General features: G+C 66.1%; 12 protein-coding genes. 3 read left to right on the top strand and 9 right to left on the bottom strand.

Translation table 11 applies throughout. From position 1 onward, the window contains the following. Positions 1 to 260: 260 nt before the first annotated feature. From FHY06_RS03925 to FHY06_RS03965, 9 genes are all read right to left on the bottom strand, one after another. Positions 261 to 956: an ABC transporter ATP-binding protein gene (locus tag FHY06_RS03925; protein WP_019652552.1), complete on the bottom strand. Its 696-nt coding sequence runs from the start codon at positions 954 to 956 to the stop codon at positions 261 to 263. Between the two features lies 1 nt (position 957). Further along, a complete protein-coding gene (locus FHY06_RS03930) occupies positions 958 to 1,731 on the bottom strand; it encodes an ABC transporter ATP-binding protein (RefSeq protein ID WP_019652551.1) in 774 nt (257 codons plus the stop codon). Then, the gene (locus tag FHY06_RS03935) at positions 1,728 to 3,047 is read right to left on the bottom strand and encodes a branched-chain amino acid ABC transporter permease (protein WP_184603489.1); all 1,320 of its coding nucleotides are present in this window, start codon (positions 3,045 to 3,047) and stop codon (positions 1,728 to 1,730) included. Before FHY06_RS03935 ends, FHY06_RS03930 begins: the two co-directional genes overlap by 4 nt. A 4-nt stretch (positions 3,048 to 3,051) precedes the next feature. Next, positions 3,052 to 4,005: a branched-chain amino acid ABC transporter permease gene (locus FHY06_RS03940; RefSeq protein ID WP_019652549.1), complete on the bottom strand. Its 954-nt coding sequence runs from the start codon at positions 4,003 to 4,005 to the stop codon at positions 3,052 to 3,054. A gap of 152 nt (positions 4,006 to 4,157) precedes the next feature. Continuing rightward, positions 4,158 to 5,390, bottom strand: a complete 1,233-nt coding sequence (locus FHY06_RS03945) for a branched-chain amino acid ABC transporter substrate-binding protein (RefSeq protein ID WP_019652548.1) — start codon at positions 5,388 to 5,390, stop codon at positions 4,158 to 4,160. 198 nt (positions 5,391 to 5,588) lie between these two features. Next, the gene (locus tag FHY06_RS03950) at positions 5,589 to 6,818 is read right to left on the bottom strand and encodes a branched-chain amino acid ABC transporter substrate-binding protein (RefSeq protein WP_184603491.1); all 1,230 of its coding nucleotides are present in this window, start codon (positions 6,816 to 6,818) and stop codon (positions 5,589 to 5,591) included. A 143-nt stretch (positions 6,819 to 6,961) separates the two neighbouring features. Next, positions 6,962 to 8,605, bottom strand: a complete 1,644-nt coding sequence (locus FHY06_RS03955; RefSeq protein WP_184603493.1) for a 3-(methylthio)propionyl-CoA ligase — start codon at positions 8,603 to 8,605, stop codon at positions 6,962 to 6,964. Between the two features lie 114 nt (positions 8,606 to 8,719). Further along, positions 8,720 to 10,606: a CocE/NonD family hydrolase gene (locus tag FHY06_RS03960; RefSeq protein ID WP_184603496.1), complete on the bottom strand. Its 1,887-nt coding sequence runs from the start codon at positions 10,604 to 10,606 to the stop codon at positions 8,720 to 8,722. Positions 10,607 to 10,684: 78 nt separating this feature from the next. After that, the gene (locus FHY06_RS03965) at positions 10,685 to 12,445 is read right to left on the bottom strand and encodes a carboxylesterase/lipase family protein (protein WP_184604104.1); all 1,761 of its coding nucleotides are present in this window, start codon (positions 12,443 to 12,445) and stop codon (positions 10,685 to 10,687) included. Positions 12,446 to 12,724: 279 nt separating this feature from the next. On the opposite strand from FHY06_RS03965, the gene FHY06_RS03970 reads away from it, so the two are divergent. The 3 genes from FHY06_RS03970 to msrB all read left to right on the top strand — a co-directional run bounded on the left by FHY06_RS03970 (position 12,725) and on the right by msrB (position 15,714). Further along, a complete protein-coding gene (locus FHY06_RS03970) occupies positions 12,725 to 13,762 on the top strand; it encodes an AraC family transcriptional regulator (RefSeq protein ID WP_184604105.1) in 1,038 nt (345 codons plus the stop codon). Between the two features lie 63 nt (positions 13,763 to 13,825). Further along, positions 13,826 to 15,307, top strand: coding sequence for a protein adenylyltransferase SelO (locus tag FHY06_RS03975; RefSeq protein WP_184603498.1), 1,482 nt, complete (start codon positions 13,826 to 13,828; stop codon positions 15,305 to 15,307). Further along, entirely contained in the window at positions 15,304 to 15,714 is a 411-nt protein-coding gene (gene msrB, locus FHY06_RS03980; protein ID WP_126181902.1) for a peptide-methionine (R)-S-oxide reductase MsrB, read from the top strand. The genes FHY06_RS03975 and msrB overlap by 4 nt, the downstream gene beginning before the upstream one ends. The last annotated feature ends 3 nt before the right edge of the window (positions 15,715 to 15,717 follow it).

The following is a 15,717-nucleotide window of genomic DNA, read 5'->3' on the forward strand; positions in this document are numbered from 1 at the left end:
AAAAGAAGAAAAAGCACGAGTGTTCTTTTTCGGGGGATTCTAGGCGTTTCGCGCGGCCCAACAATGGCACGCAGTCGCTGTAGAGACAAGGGCCGCGGATGCGGGGAACGGACACCGGACGCAGAGACGCGGAGGTTTCGCGGAGGACGCAAAGGAAAGTCAGAAAAAATGACCTGCCTTCTCTTTCGCGTCCTTCGCGTGATCTTCGCGCCCTCTGCGCCCTCTGCGTCCTCTTCGCTCGCAAACCCGCAATCGGAGGCCTAGACCTCCAGCCACTCCTTGCGGATGGTGGCGTCGGCGCGCAGGCCGGCGGGGGTACCGTCGAAGACGATGCTGCCGTGGCCCATGACGAGCGCGCGGTCGGAGATTTCCATCGCGATGGTGAGCTTCTGCTCGATCAGCAGCACCGAGATGCCCTTGTCCTTGAGGGTGCGCAAGTACTGCCCCACCAGCTCGACGATCTTCGGCGCAAGGCCCTCCGTGGGCTCGTCGATGATGATCAGGTCGGGGTCGCCCATCAGCGTGCGGCACAGCGTGAGCATCTGCTGCTCGCCGCCCGAGAGCACGCCGGCCTCGGTGTGCTGGCGCTCCTTCAGGCGCGGGAACATGCCGTACATGTCGTCGAAGGACCAGCGGCTGCCCTTGCCCGAACCCTTCTGCCCCAGCAGCAGGTTCTGGTGCACCGTGAGCTTGGGGAAGATGTCGCGGTTCTCCGGCACGTAGCCGATGCCGAAGTGCGCGATCTCGTAGGCCTTGCGGCGCAGGATGTCCTGCCCCTTCCAGTGCAGGCCGCCTTCCGCGTGCACCAGGCCCATGATCGCCTTGGCGGTGGTCGAGCGGCCCGAGCCGTTGCGGCCCAGCAGCGCGACGATCTCGCCCGGGCTCACCTCGAAGGAAACGCCATGCAGTACATGGCTCTTGCCGTAGTAGGCGTGGATGTCTTGGAGCTTCAGCATTTCAGTGTCCCGCTCCCTGCGCGTCGGCAACGGAAGAGCCCAGATAGGCCTCCTGCACGCGCGCGTTGGCGCGAACGGCGGCGGGCGTGTCGAAGGCGATGACCTCGCCATAGACCACCACCGCGATCTTGTCGGCGAGGCCGAAGACCACGCCCATGTCGTGCTCCACCGTCAGGAGCGTCTTGCCGACGGTGACGTGCTTGATGAGCGAGATGAAGTGCGAGGTCTCGGTCTTGCTCATGCCGGCCGTCGGTTCGTCCAGCAGGATCACGCTGGCGCCGCCCGCAATCGTCACGCCGATCTCCAGCGCGCGCTGCTCGGCGTAGGTGAGGTTCATCGCGTGCACGTCGCGCTTCTTCTCCAGGCCGATCTGACGGATGAGCTCTTCCGTGCGCTCGTTGGCATCGTCCAGGTTCGAGAGGAAGCGAAGGAAGGTGTACTTGTAGCCCAGGCTCCACAGCACGCCGCAGCGCAGGTTCTCGAAGACGCTGAGCTTCGGGAAGATGTTGGTGATCTGGAAGCTGCGCGACAGCCCCATGCGGTTGATCTCGTACGGCTTCATGCCGTCGATGCGCGTGCCGTTGAGCAGCACCTCGCCGCTGGTCGGCGCGAGCCGGCCGCTGATGAGGTTGAAGAGCGTCGACTTGCCCGCGCCGTTCGGACCGATGATGGCCACGCGCTCGCCGGCCGTCACGGCCAGGTCCACGCCGCGGATGATGTCGGTCTTGCCGAAGCTCTTGCGCAGGTTCCTGAGTTCGAGTGAATAAGTGGTCATGCCGTCTCCCGCCGCTTGATCTCGGCTTCGATTTCCTCCTGCGCATGCCCCCAGGCCTTGGTGAAGCGTCTGCGCACCACCTCGAACACGCCCAGACCCACCGCGAACAGCGCAATTGCGACGATCCAGCTCGTGGCCGAGGAGGTGTCGAGCTGCAGCCCCGCGAACGGCACCATCGGGCCGAGCGCCGCGTTGAGCTGCATGTGATAGATCATCTCGACGATGGCCGCCGCGCCCGCGAGCATGATGGCCGCGCCGACCAGCAGCCCGACGTACAGCAGGTAGAAGCGCTTGATCTTGCCGAACAGCGCCACGCGCACGTTCATCATGATCAGGCTGGCCACGCCGCCGGGCGCGAACATCACCATCAGCAGGAACACCAGGCCCACATAAAGCAGCCAGGCCTTGCTGAGCTCGGACAGCAGCACCAGTGCGAACACCAGCAGCGCCGCGCCGATGATCGGCCCGAAGAAGAAGGTCGCGCCGCCGAGGAAGGTGAACAGCAGGTAGCTGCCCGAGCGCAGCCCGTTGAGGCTGTCGGCCGCGTTCACGATCTCGAAGTTGATGGCCGCCAGTCCGCCGCCGATGCCCGCGAAGAAGCCGGCGATGATGAAGGCGTAGTAGCGCACGCGCTGCGTGTTGTAGCCGATGAACTCCACGCGCTCCGGGTTGTCGCGCACCGCGTTCAGCATGCGACCGAGCGGCGTGCCGGTGAAGGCGAACATCAGCCCGGTGCAGATGAAGCAGTAGACGGCGATCAGGTAGTACACCTGCTTCTGCGGACCGAAGTTGAGCCCGAAGAAGGAGGCGCCGTACACCCGGTTGGTGGTGATGCCGCCCTCGCCGCCGAAGAAGCTGGGGAACATCAGCGCCATCGCCGCCACCAGTTCGCCCAGGCCCAGCGTGATCATCGCGAAGGTGGTGCCCGACTTCTTGGTCGACACATAGCCGAAGAGCGCGGCGAAGAACATGCCGCCCAGGCCGCCGACGATGGGAATGAGCACCAGCGGAACCGGCAGCTTGCCGGCGCTGGCCAGGTTCATCGCATGGATCGCGATGAACGAGCCCATGCCCACGTACACCGCATGCCCGAAGCTGAGCATGCCGCCCTGCCCCAGCAGCATGTTGTAGCTCAGGCAGATGATGATGAGATAGCCGATCTGCGACAGCATGGTCAGCGCCAGACTGCTGGTGAAGACCATCGGCGCCACGATCAGCAGCAGCGCGAAGAAGCTCCAGATCAGGATGCGGCCGATGTTCAGCGGCTTGAACCGGTAGTACTGGACGGGGTTGTTTGTCGTGGTTGCGGTGTTCATCGCGTCAGTCCTCCCGGGTTCCGAGAAGACCCTTGGGCCTGAAGATGAGGATCAGCACCAGGAAGAGGTACGGAAGGATCGGCGCGACCTGCGAGATCGTCAGCTTGAGCAGCTCGTAGCCGAAGGTCTGGTCGGTCACCGCCACGCCGAAGGCCTGCAGTCCGGTGGCCAGCGACTGGTCCATGGCCACGGCGAAGGTCTGCACCACGCCGATGATCAGCGAGGCCAGGAAGGCGCCCGCCAGCGAGCCCATGCCGCCGACCACCACCACCACGAAGATGATGGAGCCGACCGACGCAGCCATCGCCGGCTCGGTGACGTAGGTGTTGCCGCCGACCACGCCGGCCAGTCCCGCCAGCGCGGCGCCGCCGCCGAAGACCAGCATGAAGACGCGCGGCACGTTGTGGCCCAGCGCCTCGACCATCTCGGGGTGCTTGAGCGCCGCCTGGATCACCAGGCCGATGCGCGTGCGCGTGAGCAGCAGCCACACCGACACCAGCATCAGCACCGCCACCAGCATGATGAAGGAGCGCGACTTGGGGAACTGCGTGCCGTAGAGCGTGAAGAGCGGTCCCTGCAGCGCCGACGGCAGGCCGTAGGGCACCGTGGAGCGGCCCCACACCAGCTGCACGACTTCGAGGATCAGGTACGAAAGGCCGAAGGTCACCAGCAGCTCGGGCACGTGGCCGAACTTGTGGACGCGGCGCAGGCAGTAGCGCTCGAAGGCGGCGCCCAGTGCGAACACCAGCAGCGGCGCGATGAAGAGCGCCGGCCAGAAGCCGAGGATGCCCGACAGCGTGTAGGCGAAGTAGGCACCCAGCATGTAGAAGCTCGCGTGCGCGAAGTTGAGCACGCCCATCATGCTGAAGATCAGCGTGAGGCCGGAGCTCAGCATGAACAGCAGCAAGCCGTAGCTCACGCCGTTGAGCAGCGAGATGACGAAGAATTCGACGTTCATCGGTCTTTCGTGTCAGTTGAAAAAGAAAGAGGCCCGAGTGTTGAAGTCGGGCCTCGACCAACAAGCAGGCCGCCGGGCTCAGTCCCTCGCCGTGCGTTGCACGGCACAGGCTGCATGAGCGACACGCGGTGCGCGCAGCCTGGGAGCGAACGTCATCCCGGACGCTTCATCTGGCACGAGGTGGGCGTGCTCGCCACGTACGCGTCGTAGTACTTCACCGGCACCAGCGTGTAGCCGGTGTTCTCGGGGCTGTACGGATACTTGGCGCTGGCCTTCTCCCACTTGGCGATGTACAGGCCCTGCTGTGCCTGGTGGTCGGTCTTGCGCAGCTCGATCTCGCCGTTGAAGCTCTTGAACTTCATGCCTTCCATCGCGGCCGCCACCTTCACCGGGTCGGTCGACTTGGTCTTCACGAAGGCTTCGGTGAGGGCCTGGAACACCGTGTAGATGTCGGTGGTGTAGAGGTCGTCGTTGAACTTCTTCTTGAAGTCGTCGGCGTACTTCTGCATGTCGCCGCCCATGTTGTAGTGGGCGTAGCCGACCTGGTAGACCTTGCCGTCCGAAGCCGCGCCCATGGCCGTCGGCGTGCCGGTGGTCACCGCGTAGTAGGTGTAGAACTTGACGTTCAGGCCCGAGTCGTTGGCGGCCTTGATCAGCAGCGCCAGGTCGGAGCCCCAGTTGCCGGTGATGACGGTGTCGGCACCCGATGCCTTGATCTTCGCGATGTAGGGCGAGAAGTCGCGCACCTGCGCGAGCGGATGCAGGTCGTCGCCGACGATCTGCACGTCGGGGCGCTTGGTCTTGAGGTTGTCCTTCGCGAACTTCGAGACCTGCTGGCCGTGCGCGTAGTTCTGGTTCAGCAGGTAGACCTTCTTGATCTCCGGCTGGTCCTTCATGTAGGTGGTCAGCGCCTCCATCTTCATCGACGTGTCGGCGTCGAAGCGGTACTGCCAGTAGCTGCACTTGCTGTTGGTCAGGTCGGGGTCGACGGCCGCGTAGTTCAGGTACAGCGCTTCCTTGCCGGGGTTGCGCGCGTTGTTCTTCTCGAGCGCGTCGATGATGGCCAGGGCCGGGCCGGAGCCGTTGCCCTGCACGATGTAGCGCGCGCCCTGGTCGAGGGCCGAGCGCAGCGCGCTGGTGGTCTCCTGCGGGCTGAGCTTGTTGTCGATGCCGATGATCTCGAACTTCACGCCCGCCGCATTCTTCTTGTTGAACTCCTCGGCGAAGAACTGGAAGGTCTTGAGCTGGTTCGTCCCGACCGCGGCCATCAGGCCCGACAGCGGGTCGAGCCATGCGATCTTGACGGTTTCACCCTTCTGGGCAAAGGCACCGGTGGCGGTGGCAGCGATGACGGCTGCGGCGGCGATTTTCAGAGCGAAGTTCAATCTATATCTCCTGGTCAAACCGATTCAAAACGCCGCACGAGAGTACAAGCGTTTGCAGCCCCTCCCCTCAGGGAATGCCCGTAAGAGGGGCGCCGCAAAGGCCCGTTTCTATCGCGCATGCGACACCGCGTTTCTCCAATTTGCTACCCGCCGGTAGGCACCTGCTACCGCCGGGTAGGAAACGCGTTCACAAAGCGCCTAGGGACGCTTCATCTGGCACGACGTGGGCGTGCTCGCCACGTACGATTCGAAGTACTTCACGGGAACGTTGGTGTAGCCGGTGTTCTCCGCGTCGTAGGGGTACTTTGCGCTCGCCTTCTCCCACCGCGCGATGTAGAGGCCCTGCTGCAACTGGTGGTCGGACTTGCGCATCTCGACCTCGCCGTTGAAGCTCTTGATCTTCATGCCTTCCAGTGCGGCAGCCACCTTCACCGGGTCGGTCGACCTGGTCTTGACGAAGGCCGCATCGAGCAGCGCGAACACGTGGTAGATCGACGACTGCGTAAGGTCGTCGTTCATGCGCTTCTTGTAGCCTGCGAGCAGCTGCTGGATCTCGCCGCCCATGTTGTAGTGGGCGTAGGCGACGGTGTAGACCTTGCCCGCGGAGGTCGCGCCCATCGCGGTGGGCGTGCCGGCGCCCGGCGCATAGTAGGTGAGGAACTTGACGTCCAGGCCGGAGTCGTTCGCTGCCTTGATGAGCAGCGACAGGTCGGAGCCCCAGTTGCCGGTGATGACGGTGTCGGCGCCCGATGCCTTGATCTTCGCGATGTAGGGCGAGAAGTCGCGCACCTGCGCGAGCGGATGGAGGTCGTCGCCCACGATCTGGATGTCGGGGCGCTTCACCTTGAGGTCTTCCTTGGCGTACTTCGACACCTGCACGCCGTGCGCATAGTTCTGCCCGAGGATGTAGACCTTCTTGATGTCGGGCTGGTCCTTCATCCAGGTGGTCAGCGCCTCCATCTTCATCGAGGTGTCGGCGTCGAGCCGGAAGTGCCAGTAGCTGCACTTGCTGTTGGTCAGGTCGGGGTCGACGGCCGCGTAGTTCATGTACAGCAGCTCCTTGCCCGGGTTGCGCGCATTGTTCTTCTCGATCGCGTCGATGATCGCAAGCGCGGGGCCCGAGCCATTGCCCTGCATGATGTAGCGCGCACCCTGGTCCTGCGCGGAACGCAGCGCCGCGGTGGTCTCCTGCGGGCTGAGCTTGTTGTCGAGCGCGATGATCTCGAACTTCACGCCCGACTGGTTCTTCTTGTTGAACTCTTCGGCGAGGAACTGCGTGGTCTTCAGCTGGTTGGTGCCCACCGCAGCCATCAGGCCCGAAAGCGGGTCGAGCCAGGCGATCTTGACTGTCTCGCCCTTCTGCGCGAACGCGGCGACAGCACTCGCCAACATTGCACAGGCAGCTACGGACTTGATGGCAACTTGCATGAAGAGTCTCCAATGTGAAAGGCGGAACGCCAGCGTACAAGCGGCCCTTTTTCCGCCGCACAGGGATTGCCCGCAAGCAAGGCCGCCGGGGCCGCCTTGCTATCGCGTATGCGACAGCGCAGCGCCCGCGGCAGCCCCGGCGGTCAAGCCGTGGGCAGCTTGTAGTCCTTGAGCAGCTCCCGCAGCTTCGTCTTGAGGATCTTTCCGGTGGCGCCCAGCGGGATGGCGTCGACGAACACCACGTCGTCCGGGATCTGCCACTTGGCGGTCTTGCCCTCGTAGAACTTCAGCAGCTCCTCGCGCGTGACCTCCGCATTGGGCTTCTTCGCGACGGCGATGATCGGCCGCTCGTCCCACTTCGGATGGAACACGCCGATGCACGCGGCCATGGCCACGGCCGGATGCGCGACGGCGATGTTCTCGATGTCGATGGAGCTGATCCATTCGCCGCCGGACTTGATCACGTCCTTGCTGCGGTCGGTGATCTGCAGGTAGCCCTCGGCGTCGATGGTGGCCACGTCGCCGGTGGGGAACCAGCCGCGGTTGCGTTCGTCGGGAATGAGCGGATCGCCGCCCTCGCCCTTGAAGTACTCCTTGACGATCCACGGACCCTTGACCAGCAGATCGCCATAGGCCTTGCCGTCCCAGGGCAATTCCTTGCCGTCGCCGTCGACGATCTTCATGTCGACGCCGAAGATGGCGCGGCCCTGCTTCATGCGGATCTGCAGCTGCGCATCGGGCGGCAGCGACAGGTGCTTGTTCTTGAGCGTGCACAGCGTGCCCAGCGGGCTCATCTCGGTCATGCCCCAGGCGTGCAGCACTTCCACGCCGTAGAGCTCCTGGAACGCCTTGATCATGGCCGGCGGGCATGCCGAGCCGCCGATCACCGTGCGATTGAGCTTGCTGAACTTCAGGCCGCCGGCCTGCATGTGGCCCAGCAGCATCTGCCACACGGTGGGCACGCCGGCGGCGAAGGTCACGCCCTCCGACTCGATCAGCTCGTACACCGACTTGCCGTCGAGCGCCGCGCCCGGAAACACCAGCTTGCAGCCGACCAGCGCGGCCGAGTACGGGATGCCCCATGCGTTGACGTGGAACATGGGCACCACCGGCAGCACCGAGTCGCGCGCCGACAGGCGCATCACGTCGGGCAGCGCGGCGGCATACGCGTGCAGCATGGTCGAGCGATGGCTGTAGAGCGCGGCCTTGGGGTTGCCCGTGGTGCCGCTCGTGTAGCACATGCTGGAGGCGGAGTTCTCGTCGAAGGTGGGCCACTCGTACTCGGTGGACTGCGTGCCCATCCAGGTCTCGTAGCTCACGAGGTTGGGCACGCCGCTGTCGGCGGGGAGCCTGTCGGCATCACACAGTGCAACCCATTTCCGGATCGTGGGACAGCGCGCTTGCACCGCCTGCACCAGCGGCAGGAACGTGAGGTCGAAGCACAGGATCTGGTCTTCGGCATGGTTGGCGATCCACGCGATCTGGTCGGGGTGCAGGCGCGGGTTGATGGTGTGCAGCACGCGGCCGCTGCCGCTCACGCCGTAGTACAGCTCCAGGTGGCGATAGCCGTTCCAGGCCAGGGTGGCGATGCGGTCGCTGAACAGCAGCTGCTCGCCGTCCAGCGCGTTGGCCACCTGCCTGGCGCGCGATGCGATGTCGCGCCACGTGCAGCGGTGGATATCGCCTTCGACACGGCGCGAGACGATCTCGCCGTCGCCGTTGTGGCGCTCGGCGAACTCGATCAGCGACGAGATCAGAAGCGGTTGGTCTTGCATCAAACCCAGCATCTACGGACTCCTATGTGAAATGACTTCTTCAAAGCTCGGGAACAACGCATTCACGCAAGCTTCGGCCATTTGCACAATGACACAAACCCGCACTGCAAGATTGAACGAAGCGGCTCAAGTGGGCGCCCTCGGACCGGTGCCCACCGGCACTGTCACCACGTTGGTGCGGCACGGCTGGCGCAGCGTCTTGCCGCAGTCCGGCAGCGCGGCGACATGCGGGTACGGCACGTAGCCCAGCACGATGCTCGACGCATTGGCGGCCTGATGCCACAGCGTGTTGGTCGAAGGCGTCTTGTCGTTGCCGAACAGCCAGAAGCCGGTCTGCGAAGGCGAGTCCACCGTCACGCGGATGCTGGAGCCGGCGCGAAAGACATGGGCGAATTTCTGGATCTCGATGCGCACCAGGTTGGGCTGCCCCGACAGCAGCGCCGCTTCCTTCGGCTGCGTGAAGTCGCCGAAGGGACGCAGCTCGGTGGAGCGGCTGTCGTCGAGCGCGCGCTTGGAGGCGCGCAGCCAGCCGCGCTGCACGAACATTTCCTTGCCATCGGGCCGCACTTCCGACACCGTGACCTGCAGGTCGGTGTTGTCGGCGGTGGCGCTCAGATACAGGTCGGCCGAGCCTTCCCCGTAGAAGCTCAGGTCCTCGGGCAAGGCGGCGGTGGTGAAGGTGAGCTGGCCGTCCTTCTCCGCATCGGCCACGGCCTGCCAGCCTTCGGCGGCCGGGTTGTTCACCACCGGGCTCTTCGCCGGATACCTGTAGTCGGACGAGGCCGCGCCAGCAGTCGGCTTCGCATCGCCGAGCACACCGCCCGGCTGCATCCACAGGCGCAGCGGCTTGACCTTAACCGGCAGGCGGTCGAACTCGGCCACGGCCGTCTGCTTCAGCTTCGCGGCGCCGTTCACCGCCTTCTGGTCGGTCTGCTGCATCTCCTGCAGCAGGCGAACGTGCGGCTCCTTCTCGAAGCCATTGTCCTCGCCCTTCACGAAATGGGCGAGGAAGCGCTTCAGCGTGCCGTCGATGTAGTCGGAGGTGACGTTGGTGTGGTGGTCGCCGTTGGAGCTGATGAGCCACATCTTCCCGGGCTCCATGGTGTCCTCGTAGTAGCCCGAGCGCGGGCCGATCTGCTCGTCCTGCCACGACTGGGTGCCGAGCGCGGGAATGTTGATCTTGCCGGTCTCGTAGAACGCGCTGCGCTTCACGTAGAGGCCGTCGGCATACGGGTTCTCGAGCCACTTGGTCAGGTCGAGATCGGGCCGCTTGATCTTCTCGATGTTATCGGCCACGGTCTTCGCGCATTCGGTGTCGCCGTCGAGCTTGGCGGCGAGGGCCGCGGCGCGGTTCCAGGTGGCCGGGAAGCCGCCCCACCACTGCGAGGGGAAGCCGATGTTCTTGATGCCGCCCGGGTAGCCCACGTCTCGGTACGGGTCCGTCACGTTCTTGCTGGGTGTGATCGCCAGCAGGCCCTTGGGCCGGTGTGCCGCCACCCACAGCTGGTTGTAGCCGGAGTACGAGTAGCCGACCATGCCGATCCTTCCGTTCGACCACGGCTGCTTGCCGGCCCATTCAAGGGCGAAGGCGCCGGCCGCGCCAGTGGAGGCGTCGAACACCTGGTCTTCGCCCGTCGAGCAGCCGGTGCCCGGCACGTTGAGGCCCATCACAGCGTAGCCCTCGGTCACCCAGAGCTGGCCGATGTTCGGGGCCGAACCCGAGCTGTAGCCGTCGTACTCGACCAGCAGCGGAAAGCTGCCCTTGCCTCCGTTGGGCAGCAGCAGCGAGTAGCACATCCTGTTGCCGTCCGGCAGCGTGATGTAGCCCCACTTGCGGACCACCCCGGTCTCGGGCGTGGCCGGCGGTTGCGCTGGCGGTGTTTCGGCGGCGGGCGGGAAGAAGGCGAACCCGCTGCCCGACGAACCGCTGCCGCCGCAGGCCGCAAGGGCCGCCACGGTGGCAAGCAGCGACGCGGCAACGCGCCATCGGAGGGGGGGTGTGGAAATCCTCATGTTGTTGTCTCCGTTATCGTTTTGGTGGATGGCATGCGTTGCCCAGGCGCGTCTCGGGGCAAGACGGCGATCCCCTGATCAGGGCGCCGCGGTGATCTTCGTGGCCGTGGGTGTGGCGTCGAGCAGCAGCTGCGAGGGCCACGGCGCCCAGGTTGCACCAAGTTCGGGCGTGTTCGGATCGCCCTTTCGCATGAAGGCGCCCACGCTGGCCATGACCGCGTTCGACAGCGCCAGCCTCCCCTTCTCGTTGGCCTTGCCGCGTATCACGTTAGACAGCACCGAGGGGCCGAAATTGCCGAACACGAAAGGCAGGTCGAAGGCGTGCGCGGCGCCGTACACGTCGTTCCAGGGCGCGGCCTGCTGGGCCCAGTCGAGTCGGTAGTGCCAGATGTTCGACTGGCGCGTCTTCATCGTGTCGAGCAGGTTGTCGCGGTTGGCCTCGAACAGCCCTTTCGTGATGAGGGCTGTCGCCGCGTCGTAGCCGGTGCCGGGCTTGTCTACCGGAAGGTAGAACGGGTCGATGATGTCTTCCACCTTGAGCGTGGGCGCCGCATCGGGGTTGAAGTTGAACATCATCGAGAAGCGCTGGGCATCGGAGACGATCCAGCCCGACTTCGGGAAGCCGATGGTGCCCAGCAGCGATGCGAACAGCTTGCCCTCGTCGCGCGTGTTGCCCGAGAGCATCGGCACCTTCACGTACTGGTCGGCGGCGATGGCGCCGATGGGGTCGGTCGGGATCACCGTGCCGTCGGGAATGGGGCCGACCGCGCCGTGGCCGGCCGCGACCACGGTGGTGAGCATCTTGCCGCCGTCCTGCGCGCGCAGGTAGTCGGCGATCTGCGCCGGCGTGCGACCGGCGATGTAGGCCTTGGCGGCCGTCGCGTCGGCGACGGTGCCGTCGGCGACGAGCAGCTTCTCCAGGATGGCCTCGCCCTGCGCAAGCGAGACCGAGGCCGGCGACAGCGAAGGCAGCGTGCCCGCCGGCAGGTTGCTCGCCAGCGAGATGCCGCCGCTCATCTCGAAGGCCTTGTGGAAGAGGCCCTTGGCCATCGGCGAGGTCATCACCGACAGCAGGTTGGTGGCGCCGGCCGATTCGCCCGAGAGCGTGACGTTGCCCGGGTCGCCGCCGAACCTGGCCGCGTTGTCGCGGATGAAGCGCAGCGCCGCCATGTTGTCCAGCAGCGCGAAGTTGCCCGAGTCGTCGCCTTCCGTCCCGCCCGGACGCAGCTGCGGCACGTTCAGGAAGCCCAGGATGCCCAGGCGGTAGCTGGCGGTGATGACCACCGCATTGGCGGCCTTGGCCAGCGCGGCACCGTCGTACAGCGGGTCCGCCGTATAGCCCGAGATGTTGCTGCCGCCATGGATGAAGAGCAGCACCGGCAGGTTCTTCTCTTCCGTGGCCGGGCGCCAGATGTTGACGAACAGGCAGTCCTCGCTGCCCGAGGGCTTGCCCAGCATGGTGCCGATGGTCTCGTCGTAGGTGTTGTTGGCGCCGGGACTGAAGATGCGGCCGATCTGCAGGCAGGCATTGCCGAACTTGCTGGCCTGGCGGATGCCGGTCCAGGGCTCGGGCGCCGCGGGCGCGCGCCAGCGCAGCGCACCGACCGGCGGCTTGGCGAAGGGAATGCCCTTCCAGAACCAGGTGCCGGTCCTGGCGCTGTCGTCCACGCCCTCGACCTTGCCGGCGGTGGTCTGTCGGACCATGGGGCCGTCGGCCGCGGGCGGCGCCGGGGCGGGAGCCGGTGCGGGCGGCGGCGCGCTGGGCAGGAAGACGAAGCCCGACGAATCGGAACCGCCGCCTCCACAGGCCGAAAGCGCCGCAAGGGCGGCCGCTGCCATCGCCAGGGCAGCAGCCCTGGCCGTGGCCGTCTTTCCTGCTGCTGCCGGGCCCTTCGGCGCTCGGGCGTTTGCCTCTGTCTCCATGTTTCTTGTCTCCACACCGGGTTAATCGGAATTCCTGGCTTGACGCGCCGCGCCCATACTCCGGGGCCGCCGAACACGTAAAAAAATTCTAGGAACCGGCACGGTTTTCACCGCTATCGCAACAAAGCCAAACGAATGACTTCAGGAGCCTCCACGCCGCTGCGCCAGCGCAGCCCCCAACGCCGGGCGGGCTGCATGCCGCAGCCGGAGCTGCGCACCAGCTCGGCCGCATGGCTCGAGGGCGTCCTGTCGATGTTCGAGGCCGAGGGGCTGGACGTGCCCTCGCTGCTGCGCGAAGCCGGCTTCGACCCCGACTCGCTGCACCGGCAGAACGCCCGCATCCCGGTCGACGAGATCTCCGTGCTCTGGCAGCTCGCGGTGGCCCGCGCCGGCCGGCCCATGCTGGGCCTGCACCGCGACCTGGCCTCCACGCACAGCAAGCTGGGCACGGTCGGGCATGCGATGTCGTGCAGCTCCAGCCTCGAAGCGGCGCTCGTGCGGCTCACGCGCTACATGCCGGTGATCTCGGACGCGACCGCGTTCTCGCTGCAGCCCGATCCGCGCGGCTGCTGGATGGTGATGCGGCACACTGGCGGCAGCCTGCCCATTCCGCGCCAGCGCGTCGAATACGCCCTGCTGACCGTGCTCATGCAGTGCCAGTGGCTCACCCGGCGCGACCTGCAACCGCTGGCCATGGAGTTCGTCTACCCGCCCCCGGCCGACGACCGCCTGCACCGCGAGGCCTTCGGCTGCGAGGTGCGGTTCAACGCCGAGGCCAACCGCCTGCTGCTGTCGGCCGCCGACCTTGCCACGACCCTTCCCACCTTCCACGAAACACTCGGGGAGATGCAGGAGCACCTGCTCGAGGAGCAGCTCGACCTTTTGGGCCAGACCACCACCAGCACGCTGGTGTGCGCCGAGATCGCACGCCGGCTGCAGCACGGCGAGCCGCGCCGGCAGGACGTGGCCTCGGGACTCGGCCTGGCCGAGCGCACGCTGCAGCGGCGGCTGCAGGAGGAGTCGGTGTCGTTCCAGGCGCTGCTCGACCGCACCCGCCGCGAACTGGCGAAGCAATACCTGGCCGAAGACCGCCACACGCTGACCGACGTGGCCGACATGCTGGGCTTCGTCGACAGCAGCAACTTCTTCCGGGCCTGCAAGCGCTGGTTCGGCGTGCCGCCGGCGCAGTACCGGGCCCGCATCTGGGACACGCCGGCCGCCCTCGCGGCCTGACCCTCCACGCCCCTCGATGGCCCGCCCGGCCAGGGGTTACGCGCCGTGCCGGACAATCCGGGCATGAGCTTGCTTGCTGAAGACACCGAGGCCGCGGACCTGGGCTTGCGCTGGAAACCGGGGTTTGCCGCCCTGGGACCGGCCTTTTTCACCGAACTGCGCCCCACGCCCCTGCCCGATCCCTACTGGGTGGGCCGCAGCGAAGCCGTCGCCCGCGAACTCGGGCTACCGACCGACTGGCACGAATCGAAGGCCACGCTGGCGGCGCTGACCGGCAGCATGCCGGTGGCCGGCGCCCGCCCCATCGCCACCGTCTACAGCGGCCACCAGTTCGGCGTGTGGGCCGGACAGCTCGGCGACGGGCGCGCCATCATGCTCGGCGAGACCGACGGCGGCCTCGAGGTGCAGCTCAAAGGTGCGGGGCGCACGCCCTACTCGCGCGGCGGCGACGGTCGCGCGGTGCTGCGCTCCAGCATCCGCGAATTCCTCTGCAGCGAGGCCATGCACGGCCTGGGCATTCCGACCACCCGCGCGCTGTGCGTGACCGGCTCCAATGCCCCCGTATACCGTGAGGAGATCGAAAGCGCCGCCGTGGTCACCCGCGTGGCGCCCAGCTTCGTGCGCTTCGGCCACTTCGAGCATTTCGCGGCCAACCAGCGCGACGAGGAACTGCGCGCCCTGGCCGACTACGTCATCGACCGCTACTACCCGGCCTGCCGAACCACCGACCGCTTCGGCGGCAACGCCTACGCAGCCTTCCTCGAGGCCGTGAGCGAGCGCACCGCGGCCCTGCTCGCCCAGTGGCAGGTCGTGGGCTTCTGTCACGGGGTGATGAACACCGACAACATGAGCATCCTCGGGCTCACCATCGACTACGGGCCGTTCCAGTTCCTCGACGGCTTCGACCCGCGCCACATCTGCAACCACAGCGACACCCAGGGTCGCTACGCCTTCAACCAGCAGCCCAACGTGGCCTACTGGAACCTCTTCTGCCTGGCGCAGGCGCTGCTGCCGCTGATCGGCGACCAGGAAGTCGCGGTGGCTGCGCTGGAGTCGTACAAGACGGTGTTCCCAAACGAATTCGAGGGCCGCATGCGCGCCAAGCTGGGCCTGACGGAGGCTGCCGAAGGCGACCGGCCGCTGATCGAAGGCGTGCTCAAGCTGCTGGCCGCGGGCAAGGTCGACTACACGATCTTCTGGCGCCGGCTTTCCGGCTACATGGCCGACGGCAACGTGGAGCCGGTGCGCGACCTGTTCCTGGACCGTGCGGGCTTCGACGCCTGGCTGCTATCGTTTTCGCAGCGCCATGCCGGCACCGACAGGGCGCTGGCCGCCGAACTGATGCGTCGCTCCAACCCCAAGTTCGTGCTGCGGAACCACCTGGGACAGCAGGCCATCGAAGCGAGTCAGCAAAAGGACCACTCGGGTGTGGCAACCTTGCTGGCTCTGCTGCAGACCCCATTTGAAGAACATCCCGGCGCCGACGCGTATGCCGGGTTCCCGCCCGACTGGGCTTCCACGATCGAAATCAGCTGCTCATCATGACCACTCCCGTACAGAAAACCGACGCCGAATGGAAAGCCCTGCTCGCTGAGAAAGGCGCCGAACCCGCGGCCTTCGAGGTGACCCGCCACGCGGCCACCGAACGCCCCTTCACCGGCAAGTACGAGGCGCACTGGGAAGACGGCACCTACCACTGCATCTGCTGCGGCGCCAAGCTGTTCGAGTCGAGCACCAAGTTCGACGCCGGCTGCGGCTGGCCCAGCTTTTCGCAGGAGGCGGTGCCGGGCGCCATCCGCAACGTCATCGACCGCTCGCACGGCATGGTTCGCACCGAGAACGTCTGCGCCAACTGCGGCGCCCATCTGGGCCACGTCTTCCCGGACGGCCCGACCGAAACCGGCCTGCGCTACTGCATGAACTCGGCGTCGCTCGACTTCCAGAAGAAATAAGAG

This window comes from Variovorax atrisoli, from assembly GCF_014195185.1.
GTDB classification, from domain to species: domain Bacteria; phylum Pseudomonadota; class Gammaproteobacteria; order Burkholderiales; family Burkholderiaceae_C; genus Variovorax; species Variovorax atrisoli.

Excerpts from the sequence above, each read along its gene's own strand:
- FHY06_RS03940 (WP_019652549.1), bottom strand. The coding sequence starts at position 4,005 with ATGAACGTCGAATTCTTCGTCATCTCGCTGCTCAACGGCGTGAGCTAC.
- FHY06_RS03950 (WP_184603491.1), bottom strand. The coding sequence starts at position 6,818 with ATGCAAGTTGCCATCAAGTCCGTAGCTGCCTGTGCAATGTTGGCGAGT.
- FHY06_RS03955 (WP_184603493.1), bottom strand. The coding sequence starts at position 8,605 with ATGCTGGGTTTGATGCAAGACCAACCGCTTCTGATCTCGTCGCTGATC.
- FHY06_RS03975 (WP_184603498.1), top strand. The coding sequence starts at position 13,826 with ATGAGCTTGCTTGCTGAAGACACCGAGGCCGCGGACCTGGGCTTGCGC.
- FHY06_RS03935 (WP_184603489.1), bottom strand. The coding sequence starts at position 3,047 with ATGAACACCGCAACCACGACAAACAACCCCGTCCAGTACTACCGGTTC.
- FHY06_RS03970 (WP_184604105.1), top strand. The coding sequence starts at position 12,725 with ATGCCGCAGCCGGAGCTGCGCACCAGCTCGGCCGCATGGCTCGAGGGC.
- FHY06_RS03960 (WP_184603496.1), bottom strand. The coding sequence starts at position 10,606 with ATGAGGATTTCCACACCCCCCCTCCGATGGCGCGTTGCCGCGTCGCTG.
- msrB (WP_126181902.1), top strand. The coding sequence starts at position 15,304 with ATGACCACTCCCGTACAGAAAACCGACGCCGAATGGAAAGCCCTGCTC.
- FHY06_RS03925 (WP_019652552.1), bottom strand. The coding sequence starts at position 956 with ATGCTGAAGCTCCAAGACATCCACGCCTACTACGGCAAGAGCCATGTA.
- FHY06_RS03930 (WP_019652551.1), bottom strand. The coding sequence starts at position 1,731 with ATGACCACTTATTCACTCGAACTCAGGAACCTGCGCAAGAGCTTCGGC.
- FHY06_RS03965 (WP_184604104.1), bottom strand. The coding sequence starts at position 12,445 with ATGGCAGCGGCCGCCCTTGCGGCGCTTTCGGCCTGTGGAGGCGGCGGT.